The organism is Fictibacillus terranigra (assembly GCF_030412265.1).
GTDB lineage: Bacteria > Bacillota > Bacilli > Bacillales > Fictibacillaceae > Fictibacillus_C > Fictibacillus_C terrinigri.
In genome coordinates, this window is record NZ_JAUHLN010000001.1 from 791,481 (window position 1) to 815,550 (window position 24,070).

General features: G+C 43.4%; 24 protein-coding genes, 1 other RNA gene, 3 pseudogenes and 1 riboswitch. Of the genes and pseudogenes, 19 read left to right on the forward strand and 9 right to left on the reverse strand.

The annotated features are described in order from the left end of the window. Positions 1 to 37: 37 nt before the first annotated feature. The 3 genes from rnr (at position 38) to ssrA (ending at position 3,393) form a co-directional block, all read left to right on the forward strand. Positions 38 to 2,338, forward strand: coding sequence for a ribonuclease R (rnr, locus tag QYF49_RS03870; protein ID WP_290398300.1), 2,301 nt, complete (start codon positions 38 to 40; stop codon positions 2,336 to 2,338). A 105-nt stretch (positions 2,339 to 2,443) separates the two neighbouring features. Then, entirely contained in the window at positions 2,444 to 2,911 is a 468-nt protein-coding gene (gene smpB / locus QYF49_RS03875) for an SsrA-binding protein SmpB (protein ID WP_290398301.1), read from the forward strand. A 121-nt stretch (positions 2,912 to 3,032) separates the two neighbouring features. Continuing rightward, positions 3,033 to 3,393, forward strand: a transfer-messenger RNA (tmRNA) gene (ssrA, locus tag QYF49_RS03880). 201 nt (positions 3,394 to 3,594) lie between these two features. Here ssrA and QYF49_RS03885 read toward each other — a convergent pair. Together QYF49_RS03885 and QYF49_RS03890 are read right to left on the reverse strand one after the other, a co-directional pair. Beyond that, positions 3,595 to 3,768 (reverse strand): hypothetical protein, encoded by a 174-nt coding sequence (locus tag QYF49_RS03885; protein WP_290398302.1) that lies wholly within the window; start codon positions 3,766 to 3,768, stop codon positions 3,595 to 3,597. A 74-nt stretch (positions 3,769 to 3,842) separates the two neighbouring features. Beyond that, the gene (locus QYF49_RS03890; RefSeq protein ID WP_290399041.1) at positions 3,843 to 4,181 is read right to left on the reverse strand and encodes an ArsR/SmtB family transcription factor; all 339 of its coding nucleotides are present in this window, start codon (positions 4,179 to 4,181) and stop codon (positions 3,843 to 3,845) included. A 343-nt stretch (positions 4,182 to 4,524) separates the two neighbouring features. Here QYF49_RS03890 and QYF49_RS03895 point away from each other — a divergent pair, with 343 nt between their 5' ends. Continuing rightward, the gene (locus QYF49_RS03895) at positions 4,525 to 4,971 is read left to right on the forward strand and encodes an ArsI/CadI family heavy metal resistance metalloenzyme (RefSeq protein ID WP_290398303.1); all 447 of its coding nucleotides are present in this window, start codon (positions 4,525 to 4,527) and stop codon (positions 4,969 to 4,971) included. A 284-nt stretch (positions 4,972 to 5,255) separates the two neighbouring features. Here the strand turns inward: QYF49_RS03895 and QYF49_RS03900 are convergent, their stop codons facing one another. Further along, positions 5,256 to 6,212 (reverse strand): patatin-like phospholipase family protein, encoded by a 957-nt coding sequence (locus tag QYF49_RS03900; protein WP_290398304.1) that lies wholly within the window; start codon positions 6,210 to 6,212, stop codon positions 5,256 to 5,258. 295 nt (positions 6,213 to 6,507) lie between these two features. On the opposite strand from QYF49_RS03900, the gene QYF49_RS03905 reads away from it, so the two are divergent. The 6 genes from QYF49_RS03905 (at position 6,508) to QYF49_RS03930 (ending at position 10,378) form a co-directional block, all read left to right on the forward strand. Then, complete coding sequence (locus QYF49_RS03905) at positions 6,508 to 6,855, forward strand: ArsR/SmtB family transcription factor (RefSeq protein WP_290398305.1); 348 nt, start codon at positions 6,508 to 6,510, stop codon at positions 6,853 to 6,855. An 18-nt stretch (positions 6,856 to 6,873) separates the two neighbouring features. Next, the gene (locus tag QYF49_RS03910; RefSeq protein WP_290398306.1) at positions 6,874 to 8,172 is read left to right on the forward strand and encodes an arsenic transporter; all 1,299 of its coding nucleotides are present in this window, start codon (positions 6,874 to 6,876) and stop codon (positions 8,170 to 8,172) included. Positions 8,173 to 8,194: 22 nt separating this feature from the next. After that, complete coding sequence (arsC, locus tag QYF49_RS03915; protein ID WP_290398307.1) at positions 8,195 to 8,614, forward strand: arsenate reductase (thioredoxin); 420 nt, start codon at positions 8,195 to 8,197, stop codon at positions 8,612 to 8,614. A 206-nt stretch (positions 8,615 to 8,820) separates the two neighbouring features. Beyond that, the gene (locus tag QYF49_RS03920) at positions 8,821 to 9,243 is read left to right on the forward strand and encodes a DUF1801 domain-containing protein (RefSeq protein WP_290399042.1); all 423 of its coding nucleotides are present in this window, start codon (positions 8,821 to 8,823) and stop codon (positions 9,241 to 9,243) included. Between the two features lie 100 nt (positions 9,244 to 9,343). Continuing rightward, the gene (locus QYF49_RS03925) at positions 9,344 to 9,796 is read left to right on the forward strand and encodes a YoqH family protein (protein WP_290398308.1); all 453 of its coding nucleotides are present in this window, start codon (positions 9,344 to 9,346) and stop codon (positions 9,794 to 9,796) included. 183 nt (positions 9,797 to 9,979) lie between these two features. Next, on the forward strand, positions 9,980 to 10,378 hold the full coding sequence (locus tag QYF49_RS03930; protein WP_290398309.1) for a VOC family protein: 399 nt from the start codon (positions 9,980 to 9,982) through the stop codon (positions 10,376 to 10,378). A gap of 234 nt (positions 10,379 to 10,612) precedes the next feature. On the opposite strand, the gene QYF49_RS03935 is transcribed toward QYF49_RS03930, so the two are convergent. The 4 genes from QYF49_RS03935 to QYF49_RS03950 form a co-directional block, all read right to left on the reverse strand. Beyond that, positions 10,613 to 10,906, reverse strand: a complete 294-nt coding sequence (locus QYF49_RS03935; RefSeq protein WP_290398310.1) for a putative quinol monooxygenase — start codon at positions 10,904 to 10,906, stop codon at positions 10,613 to 10,615. Positions 10,907 to 10,936: 30 nt separating this feature from the next. Next, entirely contained in the window at positions 10,937 to 11,572 is a 636-nt protein-coding gene (locus QYF49_RS03940; RefSeq protein ID WP_290398311.1) for a nitroreductase family protein, read from the reverse strand. 48 nt (positions 11,573 to 11,620) lie between these two features. Then, complete coding sequence (locus QYF49_RS03945) at positions 11,621 to 12,052, reverse strand: MarR family winged helix-turn-helix transcriptional regulator (RefSeq protein ID WP_290398312.1); 432 nt, start codon at positions 12,050 to 12,052, stop codon at positions 11,621 to 11,623. Between the two features lie 371 nt (positions 12,053 to 12,423). Next, entirely contained in the window at positions 12,424 to 13,311 is an 888-nt protein-coding gene (locus QYF49_RS03950; RefSeq protein WP_290398313.1) for a TetR/AcrR family transcriptional regulator, read from the reverse strand. Positions 13,312 to 13,495: 184 nt separating this feature from the next. Here QYF49_RS03950 and QYF49_RS03955 point away from each other — a divergent pair, with 184 nt between their 5' ends. The 7 genes and pseudogenes from QYF49_RS03955 (at position 13,496) to QYF49_RS03985 (ending at position 21,852) form a co-directional block, all read left to right on the forward strand. Beyond that, the gene (locus QYF49_RS03955; protein ID WP_290398314.1) at positions 13,496 to 16,714 is read left to right on the forward strand and encodes an efflux RND transporter permease subunit; all 3,219 of its coding nucleotides are present in this window, start codon (positions 13,496 to 13,498) and stop codon (positions 16,712 to 16,714) included. Between the two features lie 241 nt (positions 16,715 to 16,955). Then, on the forward strand, positions 16,956 to 17,837 hold the full coding sequence (purU, locus tag QYF49_RS03960) for a formyltetrahydrofolate deformylase (RefSeq protein ID WP_290398315.1): 882 nt from the start codon (positions 16,956 to 16,958) through the stop codon (positions 17,835 to 17,837). 79 nt (positions 17,838 to 17,916) lie between these two features. Continuing rightward, positions 17,917 to 18,023: riboswitch (purine riboswitch) on the forward strand. Positions 18,024 to 18,190: 167 nt separating this feature from the next. Beyond that, entirely contained in the window at positions 18,191 to 19,384 is a 1,194-nt protein-coding gene (locus QYF49_RS03965; RefSeq protein ID WP_290398316.1) for a nucleoside transporter C-terminal domain-containing protein, read from the forward strand. A gap of 138 nt (positions 19,385 to 19,522) precedes the next feature. Continuing rightward, on the forward strand, positions 19,523 to 20,275 hold the full coding sequence (locus QYF49_RS03970) for a DUF2087 domain-containing protein (RefSeq protein WP_290398317.1): 753 nt from the start codon (positions 19,523 to 19,525) through the stop codon (positions 20,273 to 20,275). A 19-nt stretch (positions 20,276 to 20,294) separates the two neighbouring features. Next, positions 20,295 to 20,651: a GIY-YIG nuclease family protein gene (locus QYF49_RS03975; protein WP_290398318.1), complete on the forward strand. Its 357-nt coding sequence runs from the start codon at positions 20,295 to 20,297 to the stop codon at positions 20,649 to 20,651. Positions 20,652 to 20,694: 43 nt separating this feature from the next. Beyond that, positions 20,695 to 20,913, forward strand: a pseudogene (locus tag QYF49_RS25635) (MATE family efflux transporter); the annotation flags it as partial. A 330-nt stretch (positions 20,914 to 21,243) separates the two neighbouring features. Continuing rightward, complete coding sequence (locus tag QYF49_RS03985) at positions 21,244 to 21,852, forward strand: DedA family protein (protein WP_290398319.1); 609 nt, start codon at positions 21,244 to 21,246, stop codon at positions 21,850 to 21,852. 78 nt (positions 21,853 to 21,930) lie between these two features. On the opposite strand, the pseudogene QYF49_RS03990 reads toward QYF49_RS03985, so the two are convergent. Both QYF49_RS03990 and QYF49_RS03995 read right to left on the reverse strand, forming a co-directional pair. Next, a pseudogene (locus QYF49_RS03990) lies at positions 21,931 to 22,792 on the reverse strand (DMT family transporter); the annotation flags it as partial. Further along, a complete protein-coding gene (locus QYF49_RS03995) occupies positions 22,789 to 23,193 on the reverse strand; it encodes a MerR family transcriptional regulator (RefSeq protein ID WP_290398320.1) in 405 nt (134 codons plus the stop codon). The pseudogene QYF49_RS03990 and the gene QYF49_RS03995, both read right to left, overlap by 4 nt. Before the next feature lie 177 nt (positions 23,194 to 23,370). Here QYF49_RS03995 and QYF49_RS04000 point away from each other — a divergent pair, with 177 nt between their 5' ends. Then, a complete protein-coding gene (locus QYF49_RS04000) occupies positions 23,371 to 23,715 on the forward strand; it encodes a DUF3870 domain-containing protein (protein ID WP_290398321.1) in 345 nt (114 codons plus the stop codon). A gap of 151 nt (positions 23,716 to 23,866) precedes the next feature. Next, positions 23,867 to 24,070, forward strand: a pseudogene (locus QYF49_RS04005) (response regulator transcription factor); the annotation flags it as partial.

Here is a 24,070-nt window from a genome sequence, read left to right on the forward strand (position 1 = left end):
TGAGTCTTCAGCTTATGGCCTTAAAGGAGGAAATGTAGTGGATAAACAGCAATTGCTTGCGTTTATGAAAGAAGAAGCCTATAAACCGCTCACTGTTCAGGAATTGGAGGAAGCGTATGGCCTCAAGGAAGTGGATGAATTTAAAATTCTCGTCCGCACGCTGAATGAAATGGAAGAAGAAGGCCTGGTTGTCAGAACGAGGACGAACCGATACGGTCTGCCGGATAAAATGAATCTTGTCCGTGGAAAGGTACAGGCTCATGCGAAAGGGTTTGCCTTTGTTATTCCGGAAACAGGGGATGGGAAAGACGTTTATGTCTCCCAATCCGAAATGGGAAGTGCGATGAACAATGATGTCGTACTTGTTCGATTAAATACGAATTCAAAAGGATCACATCCGGAGGGTACAATTATCCGGATTCTTGAACGCGGTGTTACAGAAACGGTTGGAACCTTTCAAGAAAGCCGCAGTTTTGGATTTGTCATTGCAGATGATAAACGGATTCCAAACGATATTTTCATTCCGGCAGAGGGTGTCAATGGGGCGGTTGACGGTCATAAGGTCGTAGTGAAAATTACGAAATATCCAGAGGGAAGAAACAGTGCAGAGGGAGAAGTCATTCACATTCTCGGCCATAAAAATGATCCTGGTGTGGACATTCTTTCCGTCATTTTCAAGCACAGCCTGCCTCGTGAATTTCCTGAAGCTGCACTAGAACAGGCGAACAATGTCCCGGATACGATTGATCCGGCTGACATTGAAGGACGCCGTGACCTTCGCGGGGAAACCATCGTTACGATTGATGGCGAAGACGCGAAAGACCTGGATGATGCCGTCAACGTGATCAAACTCGATAACGGAAACTACAAGCTCGGTGTACATATCGCTGATGTGAGCCACTATGTGACAGAAGGCTCTCCGATTGATGAAGAAGCACTCGAAAGGGGAACGAGCGTGTACTTGGTAGACCGTGTGATCCCGATGATTCCGCATCGATTGTCCAACGGAATCTGTTCCTTGAACCCGCGGGTGGATCGCTTAACGTTGTCCTGTGAAATGGAGATCACGCCAAAAGGTGAGGTTATCAAGCATGAAATCTTCCCAAGTGTCATCCGAACCGTTGAACGTATGACGTACACAAACGTTCGCAAAATCCTGCAGGAAGAGGATGAAGAAGTATTAAAACGCTATGAGCCGCTCATTCCGTTTTTCAAAGGAATGGGTGAGCTGGCTGAAATTCTCCGAGAGCGCAGGTTCAAGAGAGGAGCCATAGACTTTGACTTTGCTGAAGCCAAAGTACTGGTCAACGAAAACAGCGAACCACAGGATGTTGTTCTCAGAGAACGTTCTGTCGCAGAACGCCTGATTGAAGAATTCATGCTTTGTGCGAACGAAACCGTTGCTCAGCATTTCCATAAAGCAGAATTGCCGTTCATGTACCGGATCCATGAAGACCCTGATGCAGAAAAGCTTTCTCGTTTCTTGGAGTTCATCGCTCTGTTCGGCTACGTATTAAAGGATGCGGTAACGGAGGTCCATCCGCTTGCTCTTCAAAAACTCCTCGAGGAAGTTAAAGGCGAGCCGGAAGAAATGGTGATCAGCAAAATTATGCTGCGTTCCATGAAACAGGCAAAATACTTCCCGGAAAGTCTCGGCCACTATGGCTTGGCAACTGAGTTCTATACGCACTTTACATCACCGATACGCCGTTATCCGGACTTGATCGTTCATCGTCTGATCCGAACGTATCTTATTCATAAAAAAACAGATCCGGCAACTACAGCGAAATGGACCGCCAAGCTCGAGAAGATCGCAAAACATGCCTCAGACATGGAGCGCCGTGCCGTGGACGCGGAACGTGAGACCGATGATCTGAAAAAAGCAGAGTTCATGCAGGATAAGATCGGTGAAGAATATGATGGTGTGATCAGCTCCGTCACCAATTTTGGCCTTTTTGTAGAACTTCCTAATACGATTGAAGGCCTCGTGCATGTGAGCTATCTGGCGGATGATTATTACCGTTATGATGAAAAGCATATGGCCATGATCGGAGAACGCACGGGGAATGTGTTCAGAATCGGTGATGAGATTTCAGTTCGCGTGATTAATGTCAACCTGGAAGAACGTGCGATCGATTTTGAAATCGTAGGCATGAAGGGCACACCAAGAAAACGAGGGAAAGACCGTCCGAAAGTGATCGAAGGCGGTGCACGCAAACGAAAAACACGACGTCCGGAAAACGAACGCGGAGATAACGGCGGCTCAAAGAAGGGCAAGAAAAAGCCGTTCTATAAAGGGAACATCACGAAAAAGAAAAAGAAGAACAAAAAGAGATAAAGAATCGTGCGGGGAACGTTTTTGTGATGAAGTCCTGTTACATTGACGTTTCCTGACCAATTTAGTATAATTAGGTTCGCACTGTTTTGGGGAGGTCAGGAACATATGCCAAAAGGAGAAGGAAAACTTGTCGCACAAAATAAAAAAGCGCGGCATGATTATCATATAGAAGAAACCTTTGAGGCTGGAATCGTCCTCCAGGGAACAGAAATTAAAGCCATTCGAGCTGGCCGGATCAATCTAAAGGATTCATTCGCCCGCGTGCAAAATGGGGAGTTGTTTCTTCACAACATGCACGTCAGCCCGTATGAACAAGGCAACCGATACAACCATGATCCGCTGAGAACGCGCAAGCTGCTTCTTCATCGGAAAGAGATCAACCGTCTGCTCGGTTCAACAAAAGAGCAAGGGTATTCCATCGTTCCATTGAAGCTTTATTTAAAGAACGGCTTCGCCAAAGTTCTGATCGGCCTCGCGAAAGGTAAGAAGAACTATGACAAACGCCAAGATTTGAAGAAGAAAGACGCGAAACGCGAGATCGAACGGGCCTTCAGAGACCGCCAAAAGGCATAAACTGGAGAGCTTGTCCGGTTGAATAAGCACCGTAAAAATGCTATAATGGCATTGTTGCTGACAATTGAATACACTGCAGCAGCTTTAACTTTTCCCGTAGATTCACCCCGGGACATTCCATGGGGACGTTACGGATTCGACAGGGGTAGTTCGAGCTTAAGTTGCGAGTCGAGGGGGTCGGCCTCGTTAAAACGCCAACGCCTATAACTGGCAAAACTAACAACAACCTAGCTTTAGCTGCGTAATAGCACTTTAGCTGATCCTCCCTCCATCGCCCATGTGGTAGGGTAAGGGTCTCACTCTTAGTGGGCTACGCCGGCTGTCCTCCGCCTGAGGACGAAGGAAGAGCACAATCAGGCTAGCGCTTCAAACGCCTGTCGGTAGGCAAATGGAGCTGCGAAATGCCAATGTATCGACTATACTCGTAGAAGCTTAAGTGCCGTTATCTTTGGACGTGGGTTCGACTCCCACCGTCTCCACCAATACATATATTTGGTGGTTTTTTTATTTTTATGCTTTAGTTTTTTGTTAGACAAATTATGCTTAAGGTTTGAGTTTTGGATATTATTCATGCAGCATGATCATCAAGCAAAGACCGCTTAGGTTTTCCTAAGCGGTCTTTTTATTCTAAAGCGACGGCAACAAATGATGTTAATGACTCAATCCAAATCTTTTATACTTCCTTATGAGCACGCACAGCTGCAGCATGCTTCCACAGGCGATGCGGTTAGACCCTTGTTTCTTGTTTCACTTTTACTTTTTAGAACCTGCTGATGCATCCAAGCGTTGCGTGTGTCCCTTTCGACCTTTTCCTGACGAGCTTTCATCCATTGGTAAACCGCATACTCATGAAACATACAACTTCCTCCTTTGAATTGATCAAATTATCTTGATATATTAATCAAAAAAAATTGATTAATTAACGAAAAATTTAACAACAGCTCGGTTTAAAGATGCAACAGAGCTCGTGGGACAACAAATGATTGATTTCTTCAGTGTTGATGTCGTAGTAGCTCCAAGTGCCTCTCGTTTCTTTGGTAAGGATGTTGGCATCCCATAAGATCTTTAAGTGATACGATAATTTTGATTGCGTCATGTTCATCATTGGAGCAAGATCACAAACACACATGCTTCCTTTTTGGGTAAGGATGTTCATAATCTGTAACCGCTTTTTGTCGGCCAGCGCTTTGAACTTGCTTTCATACAGCTCAAATTCTTTATCATTTGAAGGATCTACTGCCTTTTCACTGGAAACGGCAGTAAGTGGGATTTCTTTTTGCACGTCATTCACCTCGATTGAATATCAAACTTTCTTGATGTACATATAGTATATCCAATATTTTCATCTGTCAACTGATTAATCAAAAATTTTTGATGAAAAAATCAAATTTTTTTGATAAAAAATATTGCTATTAGCAAAAACTGCTAATATACTGTGGTTAAATCAAAAAAAATTGATTAATAAAGGAGGAAGTGAAATAAACTTGTTTAAGAAATTAACGGGCAAGAGTTCTAAAAGCACAGAATGATGCTGTAAGGTCGAGATCAAGGAAGTTAAGGAAGAATCCAAAGATGCAACACATGCAGCATAAATAAACGTAGATGGAGGTTTTATGATGAAAATGCATGTAGGTATTAATGTCACGGACTTAGAAAGATCTATTGAGTTTTACTCTCAAGTATTTGATTCTGAACCTGTAAAAGTGAAAGATGACTATGCAAAGTTCTTACTCGAGGATCCACGCCTTAACTTTACGTTAAACCTTAAAAACGAAGTCTCTGGTAATCAGGTTGGTCATTTCGGTTTCCAAGTGGAAAACGTGGAAGAGGTGCTAAAACACAAGGACCGCTTAGAGAAGTTAGGGTTCTTTGCTCGAGAAGAAATGGATGTTTCTTGCTGCTACGCCACTCAGGACAAATTTTGGGTGACGGACCCGAACGGGAATGAATGGGAATTCTTTTACACGAAGAGTGATGTAGAGAGCATGCAAACCGAAGATTCAGCATGTTGTGCACCGCAGACCCAAAAGATTGAAATTAAAAACAGTTCTTGCTGTTGAGACGAATAAAGAGAGACCCTCTGAATAGGAGGGTCTTTTTTTAGGGTTAGTTCTTTTTGTCCCTCTTTATCGCTGTTCATCATACGGTGGAATTTAGGTTAAAATCCAAATCATTGGTGGCTCAGGAACTGGCAAAGGCACTTTAGCAAAATATATGAGTGAAAATGAAAATATAAGTGGATTGATACAGATCATTATCTTTGGAAAGATGATTCTTTTTCAGAAAATCACCCAATCATTTTAGGAAAGAATTTTTCGGATCAAATACGCGCCGATCCGGACAATCAGCCCCAATTTTTCCCTAAAAATTGAACGGCAGGCTGTAAATTGGTTTTGTTCGCAATTTCAATGGCAGTGGGAACCACAGAAGGGTCCGTATAGGACAAGTTAGGGATCCGTGGATTTAACCGGAAAAAACGGTTTCCCAGAAGGTTAGAACTGACCATGGTCTCATAGTAACCGGATCCACTGCCGACAATCGAAAGAAATGGCAGTAAGGGTTCATTGGGCGATCGGTCCAAAAGGACTCCCCAGTTTGGAGGAAGGTCCTTCAGATTTTCGGGGCGTATGTTATCTGCACTCACCATTCCCCACCCGTGCGTATCTCTTTTTAACCGAGTGGGGGCTTCTCCTGTTCCAATGGATAATACCGCAATTTGATCCAATGGCACTTTGGCTTTACCCACTGCAAACGAAATACTGGCTGTACTGGGGTTAGCTGCTACTACATATCCATCCACGTAGTTTTGATAGGCTCGTTGATTCGCGGGAGCACCACTGCTCCGCAGTATGACATCACTCGCTTTTTCATCTAAATAGGGAGACCCGGGAAAGTTGTGAAATAGCACAGGAGTCCAACGATTCAGCTCCGGTGAATATAATTGAAATGCAGGGACTACTATTCGTTTTTTTAAGTTTTTGAGACGAAGATCTGATGGAAAAAAGGTTCGTACCGCATTAATGAAACCAGAATAGGGCAATTGCTGGTTAAAAACAGGTCCACCTGGCCGGGAAACGCTGAATGCCGGCAGGATTTTTTCCTTAAAATACTGGAATATCTCTTTCGGCGATCTTCCACTTGCTAACGCAAGGGCAGTGAATGAACCGATTGAATTTCCGGCGAAAACGTGGGTGTTTCTAATTAATTTTGGGTTTTGCTGAACCAGTCTGTTCAAAAGCTGTAAACTTAAAGCACCTAAAGTGCCGCCTCCATCAAAGGTCATGATCCGGTATTTTGTCAAAGGTGAATTCTCCTTTCTCATCTGGCCACAAGTATCATTCAGTGTATGTTTATCTCGTGTCTGTTGTATGGGCAAATGAATTTTAACCTATTACAGAAGGTGGATAATTCACACATAAAGATACAAAAGAAGTTACAAACATGGACTGGATTTTGGCAGCTTCTTTTCCTAATCAACTAGAAGGTCCGTTTGTTGAAGATCCCAGATTGAGGGTGAACAAAGTTTATTATTGCACACATAAGAATATACTTATACAATGATGGAGTAAAAAGATGTTGTTAGGAGGTGTTTATCGATGATATTCAATCAAACAATGGAATTAGAGACCGCAGCGAGCATTTTAAAGCTATTAGGCGATAAAACGAGATTAGCCATGGTAAAGATTCTCTCAGAAAACGAATGCTGCGTGTGTGAATTTGTCGATCTCTTTGAAATGAGTCAGCCTGCTGTTAGCCAGCATTTACGGAAACTAAGGGACAGCGGTTTGGTGAAAGAGCGTAGAAAGGGGCAGTGGATTTATTATTCACTCAACTCCTCCTATCCGTATCATCCGTACGTCCTACAAGTCATTCAGGGCGTACCGAGTCAACGTTATCGTATTGAAGAATTAGAAACACAGGGAAAGCGAATTTCTTGTGATTAAGTAGGAGGTATCAGTTCTGTGGGGTCAGTCATTATTGCCAGCATCATCTTCTTAGTCACACTGACGCTTGTGATCTGGCAGCCGAGAGGCCTTAACATCGGATGGAGTGCATGTGGAGGAGCGATTCTTGCTCTTATCTTTCAAGTGGTCTCCTTCCAGGATGTGATCGCCGTAACAGGCATTGTTTGGAATGCAACCCTTGCCTTTGTTGCTGTTATTATTATTTCACTCATTTTAGATGAGATCGGATTTTTTGAATGGGCCGCCCTTCATATGGCTAGCTTTGCCAAAGGGAACGGCATAAAGATGTTCTTGCTGGTGACGGTGCTCGGAGCAGTCGTTGCCGCTTTTTTCGCCAACGATGGAGCAGCGTTAATTTTAACGCCAATTGTTCTGGCCATGGTTCGAAATTTGAAATTCGAACACAAGATGATCCTGCCGTTCATCATGGCCAGTGGATTCATCGCTGATACTACATCGTTACCGCTCGTGGTCAGTAACCTGGTAAACATCGTTTCGGCTGACTTTTTCGGCATTAGTTTTTCGACCTATGCCAGCCGAATGATTATTCCAAATATCTTTAGCTTACTGGCGAGTATTTTGGTGTTGTATCTTTACTTTAGAAAAAGCATTCCAAACACCTATGACGTCAACCAGTTAAAGAGGCCAGTGGATGCCATCAAAGATCGGAAGATGTTTAAATCGTCTTGGTTTGTATTGGCAGCGTTACTTGTGGGTTACTTTGTGGGGGAATTCTTCTCAGTACCTGTTTCGGTTATCGCTGGAGTGATTGCGATTGTTTTCTTGCAAACGGCAAGAAAAAGCTCAGCCGTTCAAACGAAAACCGTCCTCAAAGGGGCACCGTGGGCCGTCGTATTCTTCTCGATCGGGATGTATGTGGTCGTGTACGGACTGCGTAACGTAGGATTGACCAATCTCTTAGCGGATCTCATTCAATCTGTGACACATCATGGATTGTTTATCGGAACCATCGGTATGGGCTTTATCGCTGCGATAATTTCGTCGGTTATGAATAACATGCCGACCGTCATGATTGACGCATTAGCAATCTCTGACACCCACACGACAGGAGCCATGAGAGAAGCCTTGATTTATGCGAACGTCATTGGATCGGACTTAGGACCAAAGCTGACACCAATCGGTTCATTGGCGACATTGCTTTGGCTGCATGTCTTAAACACAAAAGGCGTCAAGATCTCTTGGGGTTATTACTTCAAAGTGGGAATCGTCTTGACAGTACCGACGTTATTCATTACCCTAACGGGCCTCTATATTTGGTTAACCACTATTCATTAATTCTTTAAAGGAGTGTTTCACAATGGCCATAAAAACAATTTACTTCTTATGTACTGGAAACTCTTGCAGAAGCCAAATGGCTGAGGGATGGGCAAAGAAGCATTTAGGTGACGAATGGGACGTGAAAAGTGCTGGAATCGAAGCTCATGGTCTTAACCCAAATGCGGTAAAAGCGATGAAAGAAGCAGGCATCGATATCTCAAAGCAGACTTCTGATATCATTGATCCAGAAATCTTGAACAATGCAGACCTCGTCGTTACTCTTTGCGGGGACGCAGCAGACAAATGCCCAATGACACCACCTCATGTGAAACGTGATCACTGGGGATTTGACGATCCAGCGAAAGCTCAGGGAACAGAAGAAGAAAAGTGGAAGTTCTTCCAACGTGTACGGGATGAAATCGGGGCTCGCATCGCAACGTTTGCTAAAACGGGAGAGTAAAAGGAAAGTGCCAAGGGGGAACTCTTGGCACTTTCTCTAATTAATATATAATCAATTGCTTATATGAAAAAGGGATGGATATAAAGCGTTTAAACTCTGCAATTTACGAAGCGATAAACCTGATGATCTATCAAAGGAAAATGGCTTTAGATAGAGAAGTTTTAGTGAGAATTAACCCCATTTTAAAGAAAAGGAGAGATCAAATGATGTACGAACAAAAAACAAAAGAGACCGACAGAAGTGTTGTTGAGTTCATTGAAAATGTGGAAAGCCCTAAAAAACGTGAAGACGCATATAAGTTATTAGATATTTTTACTGAAACAACCGGTTATGAAGCAAAGATGTGGGGGCCCAGTATCATTGGATTTGGTTCATATCATTATAAATATGAATCCGGTCATGAAGGCGATGCGCCGTTAGTTGGCTTTTCACCCCGCAAAGCAAAAATCAGTTTGTATTTTGCCACGGGGGACACGAAACGGGAGGAATTGTTAAAGGACTTTGGGAAACATACCACAGGTAAAGCGTGTGTGTACATAAATAAAATGGCCGATATTGATGTTGATGTTTTAAAAACGTTAATCAGTCAATCCGTAAGGTTTTTGAAAGAGACGTATTCAATTTCTTGACTGATTTTTTGCTTTCAGCTGGAGCGCCGGTTTCTGGTGATTCATCATAATTTGGCGGAGGAAGGGGGAATTAACGAAAAGAAGTTGTAAGGAGTGCCTTATGAAACAATTTGTTTTGGTTATTTTTCTCATGGCTGCTTATAGTATTTATCCAACACACGCCAATGCGATTTCAATGCCGTGCGGTTTAATTTTAGAACCAGTTGATAATAAATTGATCAATGCCAAGGGTGCAGCATTGATGTATAAAGTTCAGCTGCCCCCATCGAAGATCAGCAGAACAAATATAAGTATTCTCGCAGTTCACATCCCTGAACCATCCTCTTACGGCAATTACGATAGTTATGAGGGGTATGCGTCAATACCAGAAGAAATCAGCTGGAGGTTTAGGCTTTATCCTACCCGGGAAACGGATAGTCCGACTTGGGCTGGAAGATTCGATTTCATTTCTGCTGAAATGAAGAATGCTGACATTCAGGTACGGCCTTCTAATTCGAATACTCAAACATTAGGTCCCGCAATAATAACGAACAATATAGTTAACTGTAAGTAGGATCTTCAACTAACAGATATTTCAACATAAAATTTTGCCTATCCGCCATCTCATTGGCGGCTGTCTTTTAGAACAGGCTATGTTGATCTTGAAAAAATGATTAAATAATAGTTATTCATGTGGTTGAATATAATGAGGCTCGATGATTAAAAAACAAATCGTATGCTAAGGAGTCGGTTTATAATGGGGAAGATTACACCATTCTTAATGTTCCAAAACGGCAAGGCAGAAGAAGCGATGAATTATTACACATCACTGATTGAGGATTCAGAAATTACGAGTATTGTCCGATACGGTGCCAATGAAAACGGAGACGAAGGAACTGTCATGAAGGCTTCCTTTTCCTTAAAAGGGCAAGAATTTATGTGCATCGACAGTAATGTGAAGCATGAGTTTTCCTTTACCCCTTCGTTCTCAATCTATGTTGCTTGTGATTCTGAAGAGGAGATTGGCCATCTTTATCAGAAACTCATTGAAGACGGACAAGCACTTATGCCATTAGACGATTATGGCTTCAGTACAAAATTTGGCTGGCTTAATGACCGGTTCGGAGTTTCGTGGCAACTAGATTTGCCTAAATAAATTTGTAGAAAAGCGGCCAACCAGGAAAAGTAAATTCCATCGTATGGGTGAACGAAGAAAACGATTAAGAGCATACAGCTTTTCTTTAAGTCTTCGATTTCTTTTTCCAAGCGCCCAATCTTTTGGCTTAATTATATAAGGATTTTATTTTACAGAACGGCACGATTTAACTAGCTGTCGTGGTCTTACATCACCATAAAAAAACATGGGCTAACAAATGCCCATGTTTTTTTATTATTTGATCTGTTTACCATTAAAAACTTTAAGCTCCATCGGACGTCTGAGATAATCACTCGCCTTGGCAACAAAAGAAGTAAAATGTTTGCTCTTATTGTGAGCATCCACTGCCTCTAAGTCTTCCCACACTTCAACCATCATGTAGGCATGTTCTTCTTCCGTATCTTTGAACAGGTCGTATGCCATATTTCCGCTTTCCGCTCTGGAAGCTGAAATCAGCCCCTGAATTTCTTGTACAAATGCCTCTTCTTTTTCTGGATTCACAAAATTTCTTGCATGAATAATAATCATTTTTGATTTCATCCCTTCGTTATTAACAATTTATTTCCATTCTGCTACTTTTTCAACAGGCAATCGTACGGAAGGATAGCCAGGATTGGCTGCTTTTCCGATAGAAATCAGCATAACAGGAACGTAGCGGTCTTTATCCATTCCGAACGCTTCGGCAATTTTATCCTTTTCAAAACCGCCGATTGGGCAAGTGTCATAGCCATGGGCACGGGCAGCCAGCATTAGATTCATTGAAACAAGTCCGCCGTCGATCAATACATTATTTTTATTATCCTCAGGATCCAAAGTGGAGAAATATCCACTGAGTTTAGCCATCATCTTTTCTTTTACATCTTGAGGCATAAACCCAAGTTCCACGGCTTTGCTGTAGATTTCTTCTCCGTTGTCAAAGTTGTTTAAATCGCCAAATACAGCGATCATGGCAGCAGAAGTTTCCACTTGGGACTGATTGAAACGTGCAAGAGGCAATAATGTTTCTTTCGCTTCATCACTCTCGATGACGAGGAAACGCCAAGGCTGCATGTTGACAGAAGAAGGTGCCAATGTTGCTTTGGAAAGAATTTCAGTCATTTCTTCTTTGCTGATCTTAACGGATGGATCGTAATACCGAATAGAACGGCGTCCAGTTAAGATCTCGTTATAGTTATTCATCAGTGTTGTATACATGAGCAAACTCTCCTCTTTCTAATGTTGTTTTTCTAAGATGTCCGAAGGTTAACCCTCAATTTGATCAGCATTGCGCTGCATACGTTCAAGCATGTCAACAAGGACAGGCAGTTCTTCCTCTTTAAAGCCCTTCAGAAGATTCGAGACGAACTGATCTCTTTCTTTTCGATAGGAAAGGATTTCATTGCGGCCCTGATCCGTAAGAGCGACCAGGGTTTCCCTGTTATCCTTCGGGTTTTTACGCCTTGATACCTTGCCGGAGGCTTCAAGCTGCTTTAAATGTCGGGTAACAGCCGCAGGATCAATGTTCACTGCTTTTTGCAGTGAGGACTGGCTGATTTCTTTCATCTCATATAAATGCTGAAGAAGTTCGAGGCGAGATTGGCTGATACCGGTACATCTCTCAAACTTCGGACTGATTTGATTGTGAAGTTCTCTTAATATATAGGCGATATGGGTTCTCGCACATGAATGATCCATGTTAAATCTCCTCTTTCGAATTCAAAAAATGATGAAAGAAATAATATTTGACACCTCAATATTTGATACGTCAACTAATATAACGCTGCTTTTCAAAAAAATCAAGGGCAATGCTCAATTTAGGACATCAAGGCGATGATTTCAGCCATTGATGAGACCTGCCGTATTCGGCAGGTCTTTTTGTTATACCATGATTCAACTTTAGAAAGTTCTCATTCAACAATGCAATTCTGTAAGGGAAAAATTCAGAGGCCATGTGCTAATCGCGGAATCAGTTATAACGTATAGATAAATTGTTGTTGTGTCACTCGGAGGCTCCTTTCAAGTTAAAAAATGCTGAGCTTTTACCAGTGCAGCCCTTTGGTTTGGAATTAAAGAAGCTCTATTCCCATGATCCTTGCAATGTCTTTCCTGTCGTTCTCCAGTTCCTTTACCCCTTTTAAGTTGGCTATCATGCCCTGGAACACCATCTTATTCGGGTCTGTTTTTTCATTCTCACTCAGCAAAAATTCGATCACGCTTTTCAGTTCTTCCCTTTTTTCAGCGGGCAGGGGAAGCTTGTCCATCGTTTTGCCCATGTTTAAAAGCTTCTGATGAATGGTATCCTGAAGAGACTGTTCCGTATGCATATGAAGGCGTGAAAACAGGTTTTCTAAATTCTTCATGGAGATCATTATATCTTTCGATTTCTGAAGACCGGCAACGATGTCATCAAGCCTTTGAAGCAGGAATTCGGCTAATGCTTCCGGCTGAAGGAGCCCATGATCGAAAATAAAGATGCGAATGTACGTGTTTTGCAACCCTTGAGCCATTAAAATCAGATCTCCCAAATGTGGGGTGATTTCTTCTCCATACAGGGAAATTAAGTTATCTTCCAGCCATTTCATCGATTTATATTGCGTTTTCAGCATATGCTTCCGCATTTCTTCATTGATGGTCGAATTCTGTTCCCGAAAATGCATGATGATAAAATTTTTATGCTCGGTAAAAGTGGTAAACAACGCGATCATTTGCCGTTTAATGGTCTCACGCGGAGGCAGATCCTGTTCTCCGATCTCTGATATTTTTTGGGTGATTTTATCGTTGTAATAGTGAAAGAGGGCAATCATCAATTCTTCTTTGGATGAAAAATAATTATAAAAAGCCCCTTTTGAGATCCCGGCATGGTCCGTAATGTCCTGAATGGATGTTGAATGAAAGCCTCTTTCCGCAAAAAGGGCAATGGCCGATTCAATAATTTTAATCTTTCTTTGTTTCATTCCTTACCTCCAAGTTAATGTCTGATTCTATTATCCTAAGTACATAATTTTTCGTCAATTGCTGCTGATATTTATCCTTGCATTCCGGGAAAAGGTCCATTATATTTATATCTATTATGACCATTCATTTATATCATAATACAATCCGACTGGTCAGTCATATGTTTGGAGGGAGCAGAAAGAAATGAGTTCAATCATCAGATTCTGTCTGAAGAATAAATTTGCCGTATGGCTTTTAACGCTGCTTGTTGTTGCAGCCGGCTTGTATTCTGGTCTAAATATGAAATTGGAAACGATGCCGAATATCAACACACCGGTCGTCACCGTATCCGCGGTTTATCCTGGTGCTACGCCGGAAGAGGTAGCGGACAAGGTGACCGTGCCGATTGAACAGAAGGTAAAGAATTTATCGGGCGTAGATTCCGTAAGTTCCTCTTCGTATCAAAATATCTCTTCTGTCCAAATCGAATACAACTTCGACAAAGACATGGAAAAAGCCAAGGAAGAAGTGCAAGAAGCCCTTGCAAACATCAGTCTTCCTGATTCAGTCGATGATCCAAAAGTATCCCGTCAGAGCTTCAACGAATTCCCGATTTTATCTCTAAGTGTTTCAGATAAAAATAAATCTCTTAAAGACCTGACCAAGGCAGTAGAAGATGATGTTGTACCGAGAATTGAAGGTGTGGAAGGAGTTTCCTCCGTTCAGGTTGCCGGCCAGAACGTGGAGGAAGTTGAATTAGACTTCAAGCAAGAGAAATTAAAGGAAAAAGGGCTGACAGAGGACACTGTTGAGCAGTTCATTCAGGGTGCCAATTCTTCCATGCCGCTCGGTTTGTACAATTTTAATGACAAAGAAAAATCTGTCGTAGTCGACGGTAAGATCACAACGATCAAGGAACTGAAGAACCTTGAGATTCCAGCAGCTTCTCCCCCTGCTTCAGGAGCAGGAGCTGGCAATGCACAGCAGCAAGCAGGAAACACTCCTGGAGCCCCTGCCGGTAAAGCTGGACAAAGCGCAGCACAAGCTGGAGGCACAGCCGGTGCTGGACAACAAGGAGCTTCAGCAGCTGGTTCTGCGCCGCAACAGGCACAGGCCACAGAGCTTCCTACGGTTAAATTAAAAGATATCGCGTCGATCAGAACGGTAGGCAAAGCAGAATCGATCTCCAGAACGAATGGACAAGAATCGATTGGTATTCAGATTGTTAAGTCTGCGGATTCCAACACGGTAAACGTAGCAGACGATGTAAATAAAGAATTGAAACAGATTAAAAAAGATCACCGTGGATTAACAACGGTAAACGTGTTTGACCAGGCAACACCGATCAAAGAATCAGTCAGCACGATGCTGAACAAAGCATTGATCGGAGGCGTGTTCGCTGTAATTATCATCCTGCTTTTCTTACGGAATTTCCGTTCAACGGTAATTGCAGTCATCTCGATTCCGTTATCCTTGTTAATGGCCATCCTGGCGCTGAAGCAGATGGATATAACGCTCAACATTATGACGCTTGGTGCGATGACAGTAGCCATTGGCCGGGTAGTCGACGATTCCATCGTTGTTATCGAGAACATCTACCGCCGGATGTCACTGAAAGGCGAGAAAGTCAAAGGCAAGGAACTGATCACATCCGCGACCCGTGAGATGTTCATCCCGATCATGTCCTCGACGATTGTGACCATCGCGGTATTCTTGCCGCTCGGTCTCGTTAAAGGACCGGTCGGAGAACTCTTCCTGCCGTTCGCATTAACGATTGTTTTTGCCCTTGTCGCATCATTGATCGTGGCCATCACAGTCGTTCCGGCTTTTGCCGATTCCTTGTTTAAAAAAGGATTAACGAACAAGAAGGAAGTTGAACACGATAAACCAGGTGCACTTGCAGGCTTTTATAATAGAGTGCTGAACTGGTCGCTCAACCATAAAATTGTTACATTCAGCCTGGCCATTCTTCTTCTTGCTGGAAGTTTGTTCCTGGTTCCGAAGATCGGCGTGAGCTTCCTGCCGTCCGATGATCAGAAAATGGTCATCGCAACGTTTAACCCAGAACCAGGACAGACGAGAAAAGATGTGGAAAAAGCATCTCTAAAAGCTGAAAAATTACTGATCGACCGTAAACATGTGAAGACGATCCAGTATTCCGTTGGCGGAGAAAATCCGATGAATCCGGCAGCGAGCAACCAGGCAATGTTCTTTATGGAATACGACAAAGATACTCCGAACTTTGAAAAAGAACAGAAGCGTGTCATTGATGATCTGCAGAAAACAGCGGACATAGGGGAATGGAAGGCACAGGACTTCGGGGCAACAGGCGGAAGCAACAAGCTGGATGTTCAAGTCTATGGAAACAGCATCAAGGACATCAAGCCCGTAGCTGAGAAGATCCAGAACATCATGGATGATAATAACGCCTTGAGAAATGTGGACTCCAGCCTGTCCAAATCGTACCAGGAGTACACTATTGACGCAGACCAGAAGAAGCTGAGCAAGCTTGGAATGACAGCCGGCCAAATTGGCATGGAACTGAATGAATCTGGCGACAAATCAGCGTTGACCACTCTGAAAAAAGACGGCAAGGAAATTAACGTCTATGTCAAAGCAGACAAAAGCATATACAAAGACATAAACGACCTGACTGATAAAAAGCTTGAGTCCGCGACTGGAAAAGAAGTTGCGATCAGTGACGTAGCGAAAGTGAAAAAAGGGGAAACCGCAGACACAGTAACGCGCAAAAACGATAAGATCTATGCGAGTGTAAGCGGCGACGTCACCAGCAAAAATGTAAACAAAGTATCGGCAGACGTGAAGAAGGAAATCGATAAGCTTGATCTTCCGAACGGTGTAGACGTGAAGATGGGCGGAGTGACCGAGGATATCAATGAGTCCTTCAGCCAGCTCGGTCTTGCGATGCTTGCTGCGGTTGCAATCGTTTATTTTGTACTCGTCGTAACATTCGGCGGAGCATTGGCCCCATTCGCTATCTTGTTCTCATTGCCGTTTACTTTGATCGGCGCACTGGCTGCACTTTATATTTCCGGTGAAAGTATTAGCATCTCTGCAATGATTGGTGCCCTCATGCTGATCGGTATCGTTGTAACGAATGCGATCGTGCTCATTGACCGCGTGATCCATAAAGAGAACGAAGGCCTCTCTACACGTGATTCACTGCTCGAAGCAGGAGCAACCCGTTTGCGTCCGATCCTCATGACCGCTCTGGCAACCATTGGAGCTCTAATCCCGCTTGCGCTCGGCTTTGAAGGCGGCGGCTTGATCTCCAAAGGTCTCGGAGTGACGGTAATTGGTGGCCTTACAAGTTCAACCCTGTTGACACTTGTCATCGTGCCAGTCGTATACGAGTTTTTGATGAAGCTGAAACGTGGAAAAAAGAAAGAAACAGCCGAATAATTCATGAACGATGAGCGGGTCTGCCGATTGGGGCAGGCCCGCTTTTTTTGTACTTTCCTATAGATACAATCAAATACTTTGGCCTGTCGGATCCTTCAATCTATTTCAACAGAGACTGAGGGAAACCAAAGAGGCAGAACCTACCACCTCACCTTCGAAGACTAATCCCCTCGCATCATTTCCCTTTTTCTTGATAATCCAGTATACTCAGATACTAAATAGGAAGAGGAGAATAGAGAGCATGCAAAAGAATCATTCAGTACAAAACAAAAACAAAGGAAGGCTGCTGATCAGCTGTGCCGACCAGCCGGGGATTGTGGCGGCGGTGTCACAATTTTTATACAGCCAGGGAGCGAACATTGTGGAATCGAATCAACATTCCACAGATCCGGAGGGCGGCACATTTTTTATGCGTATTGAGTTTGAATATGAAGGTTTGGAGGAAAACGCTTCAAACCTGAAAGAGGCTTTTGCCGCCATTGCTGAAAACTTCGAAATGGACTGGCGCCTCTCGCTGGCGTCCCAGCTAAAAAAGACGGCGGTCTTTGTTTCAAAAGAACCGCACTGTCTGCTTGAGCTTTTATGGGAGTACCAGAGCGGGGAACTTGACGCGGAAATCGCGCTCGTGATCAGCAATCATGAAGATTCCAGAACGTTCGTCGAATCGCTCGGTATTCCGTACTATTACATACCGGCGAATAAGGATATCCGTAAAGAAGTGGAAAAGAAACAGCTGCAGCTTTTGGAAGAGAATCAAATCGAACTGATCATTCTCGCCCGTTACATGCAGATTCTGACGCCAGACTTCGTATCGCAGCACCCGAACCGGATCATCAATATTCATCATTCTTTCTTGCCGGCGTTTATCGGTGCGAAGCCGTATGAACGTGCGTACGCAAGGGGAGTAAAGCTGATCGGTGCGACTTCTCATTATGTGACCAATGATCTGGATGAAGGTCCGATCATTGAACAGGGAGTGGAGCGGGTCAGTCACCATCATAATGCCGAGGATTTGAAAAGAATCGGCCGTTCCGTTGAGCGAAGTGTACTTGCACGAGCGGTAAATTGGCATCTGCAAGACCGGGTGATTGTTCACGAAAATAAGACGATTGTTTTTCATTAATTCCAAATTATTTTTAAAATATAACTTTTCACCGCTTCGTTGTAAAAAGCATGTAAATATATTAAAATGACCTTTATTCCTTAAACTAAAATAGTATCCTTGTATAGTATCAGTTCAATCCATCGGTCTGATAGTCTCTACCTGGCAGCCGTCAAATGCCGGACTACAAGGAAGTGTGAAACCAACGAGAGTCTCGCTCAACACTGAGCAAAGTCGGTCATTTTGCGATAGTGCTCTGCTGTAATGAACGAACGTGTATGCTCTTATTTTCATGCTTTCTGGTCCGATGGCTGAAAGCAGGGAAATAAGGGCATTTTATATACGGAAAAAACATACAGCGGGAGTGGTTAGATTTGTATTTTTTGATGAATCTGTTAGGTGTGCTAGTTGTGGTGGGCGTTGTCTATTTATGTTCTCCGGATCGAAAAAAGGTAAGATGGAAATCCATCGGAATCCTATTTGCCGTTGAATTGCTGATCACCTGGTTTATGCTAGGGACAAAGATCGGCACCAGTATTATTGATCAGTTTGCCGCATTTTTTTCTTGGCTCATTGAATGCGCAAACGACGGAACGGCCTTTGTGTTTCCTTCCGTGATGGCCAATAAGAACATCGATTTTTTCTTTAGTGCACTGCTTCCTATTATTTTCGTCGTTACGTTCTTTGACATTCTTTCTTATTTTGGAATCTTAACATGGATCATCGATAAAGTCGGTTGGGTCATCTCAAAGATATCGGGGCTGCCGAAGCTGGAGAGCTTTTTCTCGATTCAGATGATGTTCCTTGGCAATACAGAAGCACTTGCCGTTATCCGTCAGCAGCTGGTCGTACTGAAACAGCACAGGCTGCTCACTTTCGGCCTGATGAGCATGAGCAGTATCAGCGGCTCTATTATCGGAGCATATTTGACGATGGTGCCGGCAACCTATGTATTTGCTGCGATTCCTCTCAACTGTTTGAATGCCTTGCTCCTGGCGAGTATCCTGCATCCTGTGCATGTGTCAAAAGAGGAAGATGTCGTTTACGTCCCGCCAAAGGAAGAGAAGAAGGATTTCTTTTCAACGATTTCTAACAGTATGCTTGTCGGGATTCGCATGGTCATTGTCATTCTCGCGATGGTTATCGGCTACGTGGCACTGACGTCCGCGTTGAACGGCATCCTTGGATTCTTTATCAACGGATTGACTATCCAAAAAATCTTCTCGTTCATCTTTAGTCCTTTTGCCTTTTTGCTTGGGCTCCCGGTTCATGATGCGATGTATGTCGCAAAATTGATGGGAATCAAACTGGCGACCAATGAATTTGTGGCGATGATGGACTTGAAAAATGAGATTAAAAACTTGCCTCCGCATACGATCGCCGTGGCGACCACATTCCTGACATCGTTTGCGAACTTCAGCACAGTCGGTATGATCTATGGAACGTACAACTCCGTTTTAGGAGACGAAAAATCTACGGTCATCGGCAAGAACGTCTGGAAGATGCTCGTCAGCGGAATGGCTGTATCACTGCTGAGTGCGATGCTGGTCGGATTGTTTGTTTGGTAAGTGAAAAAACCTTCTGGAAACATGTTTCCGGAAGGTTTTTTGTTTTAAATTTTTTTTACATAGGAATTATTGACAATTTACAAACGAAATAATATTATGTTTGTAAATGAATAAACATTTATAGGGGATGTTTGGTATATGTCGATTTCGGATTTGTTTTGGGAAGCTCCGTTGGAGGATTTGAAAAAAGGATATAAAGAGGATGGGCAGGAGTTTGTGTGTCTTTTATGCGGGAACACCATTGAAAAAGGCATCATCTATCCTGAAAATAACGTCTTGTACGAAGCGGAAAAATATATGATTCTTCATATTGGCCGTGAGCACGGTTCCGTTTTTCAATATCTGGTCGGATTGAACAAGAAACTCACCGGCTTAACGGATCATCAAAACCGGCTTCTGCGCCTTTTTTATGAAGGGAAAAGCGATGTGGAAATCAAACAGGAGATGGAGGTCGGCAGCACGTCAACCATCAGGAATCACCGTTTCGTACTGAAAGAAAAGGAACGCCAGGCAAAAATGCTGCTGACGATGATGGAATTGCTGAAAGAAAAAGATCAGCACGCTCCTCCGATGATCACACCTCATCAGACGGCAACCATGATCGATGAACGTTACAATGTGACGAAGGAGGAGAAGGAGAAGATGGTCAAAAAATACTTTATTGACGGAACGATGGCACTCAAAACATTTCCCTCAAAGCAAAAACAAAAGCTTATTGTGATCCGGGAAATCTCCTCTTTATTTGCCGCTGAGAAAACGTACACCGAAAAAGAGGTCAATGAAATATTAAAGACGGTCTATCATGATTACGTAACTTTGAGAAGATACATGATCGCTTATGGATTTCTGGATCGAAAAGCCGATGGAAGTGCGTACTGGCTGAAAAAATAAACGAGAGAAGGAAAGTACCTTGGACAGGAAAAAAGAATTAAAACAACAGTACATGCAAACGAAAATTGAAGCCGGTGTCTACCAGATCAGGAATACCGCTAACCATAAAATCTTCATAGGAAGCACTCGGAATTTAAAAACACTCAACGGGAAAAGATTTGCGCTGGACCAAGGCACCAGCATGAACAAACTACTTCAGGAAGATTGGCAGAAATTTGGTAAAGACGCCTTTGAATTTGAAGTGCTGGAGGTTTTAGAGAAGAAAGAGAGTGTTTACTTTAATGAGAAAAAAGCGCTTGAGAAATTGGAAGACAAATGGCTGCAGGAGCTTAAGCCGTTTGGGAGCCGCGGTTACAATAAGGAGAAAGCGCAATGAATGCGAATAAAATGCTGAAGGAAACCCTGCACAGACGACTGTAATGAAACCGATGCTTTTGTTTCTTGTCCCGCTGTTTTTCAGCAATATCATGCAGTCGATCGGGCAGGTGGCCGGGATGTTCCTTATCGGCAGATGGCTCGGGGTGGACAGTGTGGCTGCCATCTCTGCTTTCTTTCCACTGTTCTTCCTGCTCATTTCTTTTATGATCGGAATTGGTTCAGGAAGCTCCACGAGCGGAGGGAACTGTGGATATGGCTCACAGTCTGTTGATGATCACGCTGTGGATCTATGTCATCATGGGCCATTCGGCCATCTTGAACGCAACGATAGAGCGAGCGGAACGGTTCTTTGGCTGTTCAGTATCCTTCCGATCTGGCTCGTCGAAGTGCCAACCGCCTATTATCTTTCTCAATACACGAGCCTTGAAATCAGAGGAATCTGGGTTGGTTATCCGGCAGCCTTTATTACCGGCTGTCATGGAGAAACAAGAAGATCGTCCATCTGATCGATTAATAAAAACTTCTTTGGATGAAACCAAAAAGGTTTTATTTCGTAGTAAATGGTGGAATGCTTGTTTCAGGAGGTTTACATGCAGAATTGGATTACAGACATTATTGAGCAGTTTGGCTATATCGGCGTCTTTTTTATGATTGCCCTTGAAAATATTTTTCCGCCCATCCCCTCTGAGGTCATTCTGACGTTCAGCGGCATGATGACATCTTTCTCCAGTCTTTCGATCTGGGGAGTCATCCTGGCAGCGACTGCAGGCTCCGTTTTTGGAGCTGCTGTTCTTTTCAAAGTGGGCACCTTTCTTGATGTTCCCAGATTGGAAAAAATCGTGGACCGCTGGGGAAAAGTTTTACGGTTAAAAAGAGAAGATATCTATAGAGCAGATTCCTGGTTTGATAAATATGGATACTGGGCCGTGCTTCTTTGTCGTCTTGTTCCACTCATCCGAAGCCTCATTTCTATTCCGGCGGGAATGTCGGGTATGAGATTCAGTCTGTTCCTTCTGTTTACGACGATCGGCACGCTCGTGTGGAACACGATTCTCGTTTATGTCGGAGCAGCATTCGGCCGCAACTGGGAACAGGTCGTTCAGTTCATGGACATCTATTCCAACATCATGTACGCCCTCCTTGCTATCGGGCTGCTGCTGTTTGTCATCCTATTTGTGAAAAAAAGAAGAAAGCATTAAAGCTGTCCGCCAGTCAGGGCGGACAGCCTTTTTATTGTGATTTCGCTGTTCCATCTTTGATGGGAACGGTTTTGAAGGAGGAAGAGAAAGAACTCCTGATGCCGTCAGTACACCTAAGATCACAAAGACCACTCCGAACAGCTGAGAAGCAGTGACGGCTGCTCCTGTCATAGCCGAGATGATCATCGTAACGACAGGAACAAGGTTAAAAAATAAAGAGGTTTTGCCGGCGCCGATTTTTTTGATGCCAACATTCCACCATAAATAACCGAGAACCGTCGTACATAAAGCCATGAATAGGATGGCTCCCCAGGCTCCAGGCGGATGAGATGCATTTTCTGCTGAAGTGCCTGTAAATAAGGAGATAGCAATTAATGCGGCGGCACCGATCAGCATGGGATATGCCGTTGTTTCAAGAGAAGAACTGCCTTTCACCCATTTCCGGCTAAATACTCCGTAGCTTGCCCAGCAGAGGTTTCCGCCAAGGATGATAAGATCTCCTTTGGAAAAGACAAGCTCAATAACGTTGCCCAGGAACCTTGGGTGATGACTAAAACGACACCGATGAAGTCGAACAAAATGCCGGCCATGCGCTGTTTGGTCAGTTTTTCTTTTAGCAGGAACAGTGCTAAAAACGACGTCAAGATCGGGTTTGTACTCATGATAAGCGCCCCATTGATCGATGACGTATATTTCAGTCCGGTGAAGAACAAAGCGTTGAACCCGAACACCCCGATGAGGCCGAGAGCGATGAAGGCAGCAGCATTCTGAGATATCGTTGCTTTCAAATCAGGAAAATCACGAGTGCCGCAATGCCAAAGCGCCAGGCGGCAGCTGAGGCCGGAGCAAAATAACCCACTGCATATTTGCCAAGATTAAACGTGGCTCCGGTAAACACCGCAAAACCGAGGAGCATGAGATAAACGGATAGATTCTTCATCTCGTTTCTTCCTCTTTCAATAACGTGTGGTACGTTTGAAGCTTTTCCCGGGTGATTTCCATGATGGCTTGTAGTTCTCGTTTTTTATCTTCCATGTTTCTTAAATGTTTTTCCAGGATGTCCACTCTTTTCGTCAGTGTGGGAGCGGGTTTGTAATCCGGATCTTCTTCCATACTGTCCCATATACAGCCATCCTGTACAAACTCTTTTATCTCTTCCAGGGGCATGCCCGTACCTTTCAGGCTTTTTAAAAACTTGATGAATGCAATATCTTTTGTTGAATACAGCCGCTTGTGTCCATTCCTTCTTCCGGGTGCCGGGAGCAAACCCATTTTTTCATAGTATCGCAGCGTATAGGCACTGATTCCTGTGTCTCGGGCAGCCTCACTGATCGTATACATCGTCCATCATCCCTTTCTTCTGCTTTCATCAAGCTTACAACTTAGAGCTGACTCTAAGTCAAATGGAATTTTTTATTTTGGGTACATATATATTTTTCAAGTAAACCCCGTAAGATAGCACATAGGGTTTGTTGTAGCAGTAAAAACAAATCACAGATAAAGAGGGGTCTGGCAAAAATGGGTGAATTAATGGGGATGAAGACTGTGCTCGTAACAGGGTATGCGAAAGCACCGCAGGCAAACTATATGTTTGAAGTCTGCAAGACATCAGGCATCGTCCTGGAGATCAACATGGAAACCAATGAAATCGTTAATGCCGAATTTACGTTTGCTACGGAACTAGCTCGCGATTTTCTGAGAAGAGTCATCGTCAATTATAATTTAGCACAGGGGATTGACGGACTCATTCAGAGAATAGAAGATTATTATTACACCCCTTCCACTCCTTCCGTCATCATGGCGGTGAAGGCGGCTTATAAACGATATTTGGAGAAAATGAGATATTCTCAAACAATAACCTGATCAACGAAATGTAGCAGAAAGGGGCTTGTCCATTCGGATGGGCTCTTTTTTTCACCGTGAAGGGGATTTTTAGTAAAATAGAGCCAATTAAAAGAAAGAAGAAAGTTCAAACAGAAGGATGTGAGCAGCGGAACGTAATCTGCTGAATAAAATGAAAATAAAAATTATCATCGCGGATGACAATTCCTTTATTCGGGAAGGGATGAAAATTATTTTGAGCACGTATGGGGATTTTGACGTGCTTGCCACAGTTAATGACGGCCAGGAAGCGTTCGACTATTGTAAATGGAATGGAGTGGACATCGCGCTTCTTGATGTGAGGATGCCTAATATGAACGGTGTAGAGGCGACAAAG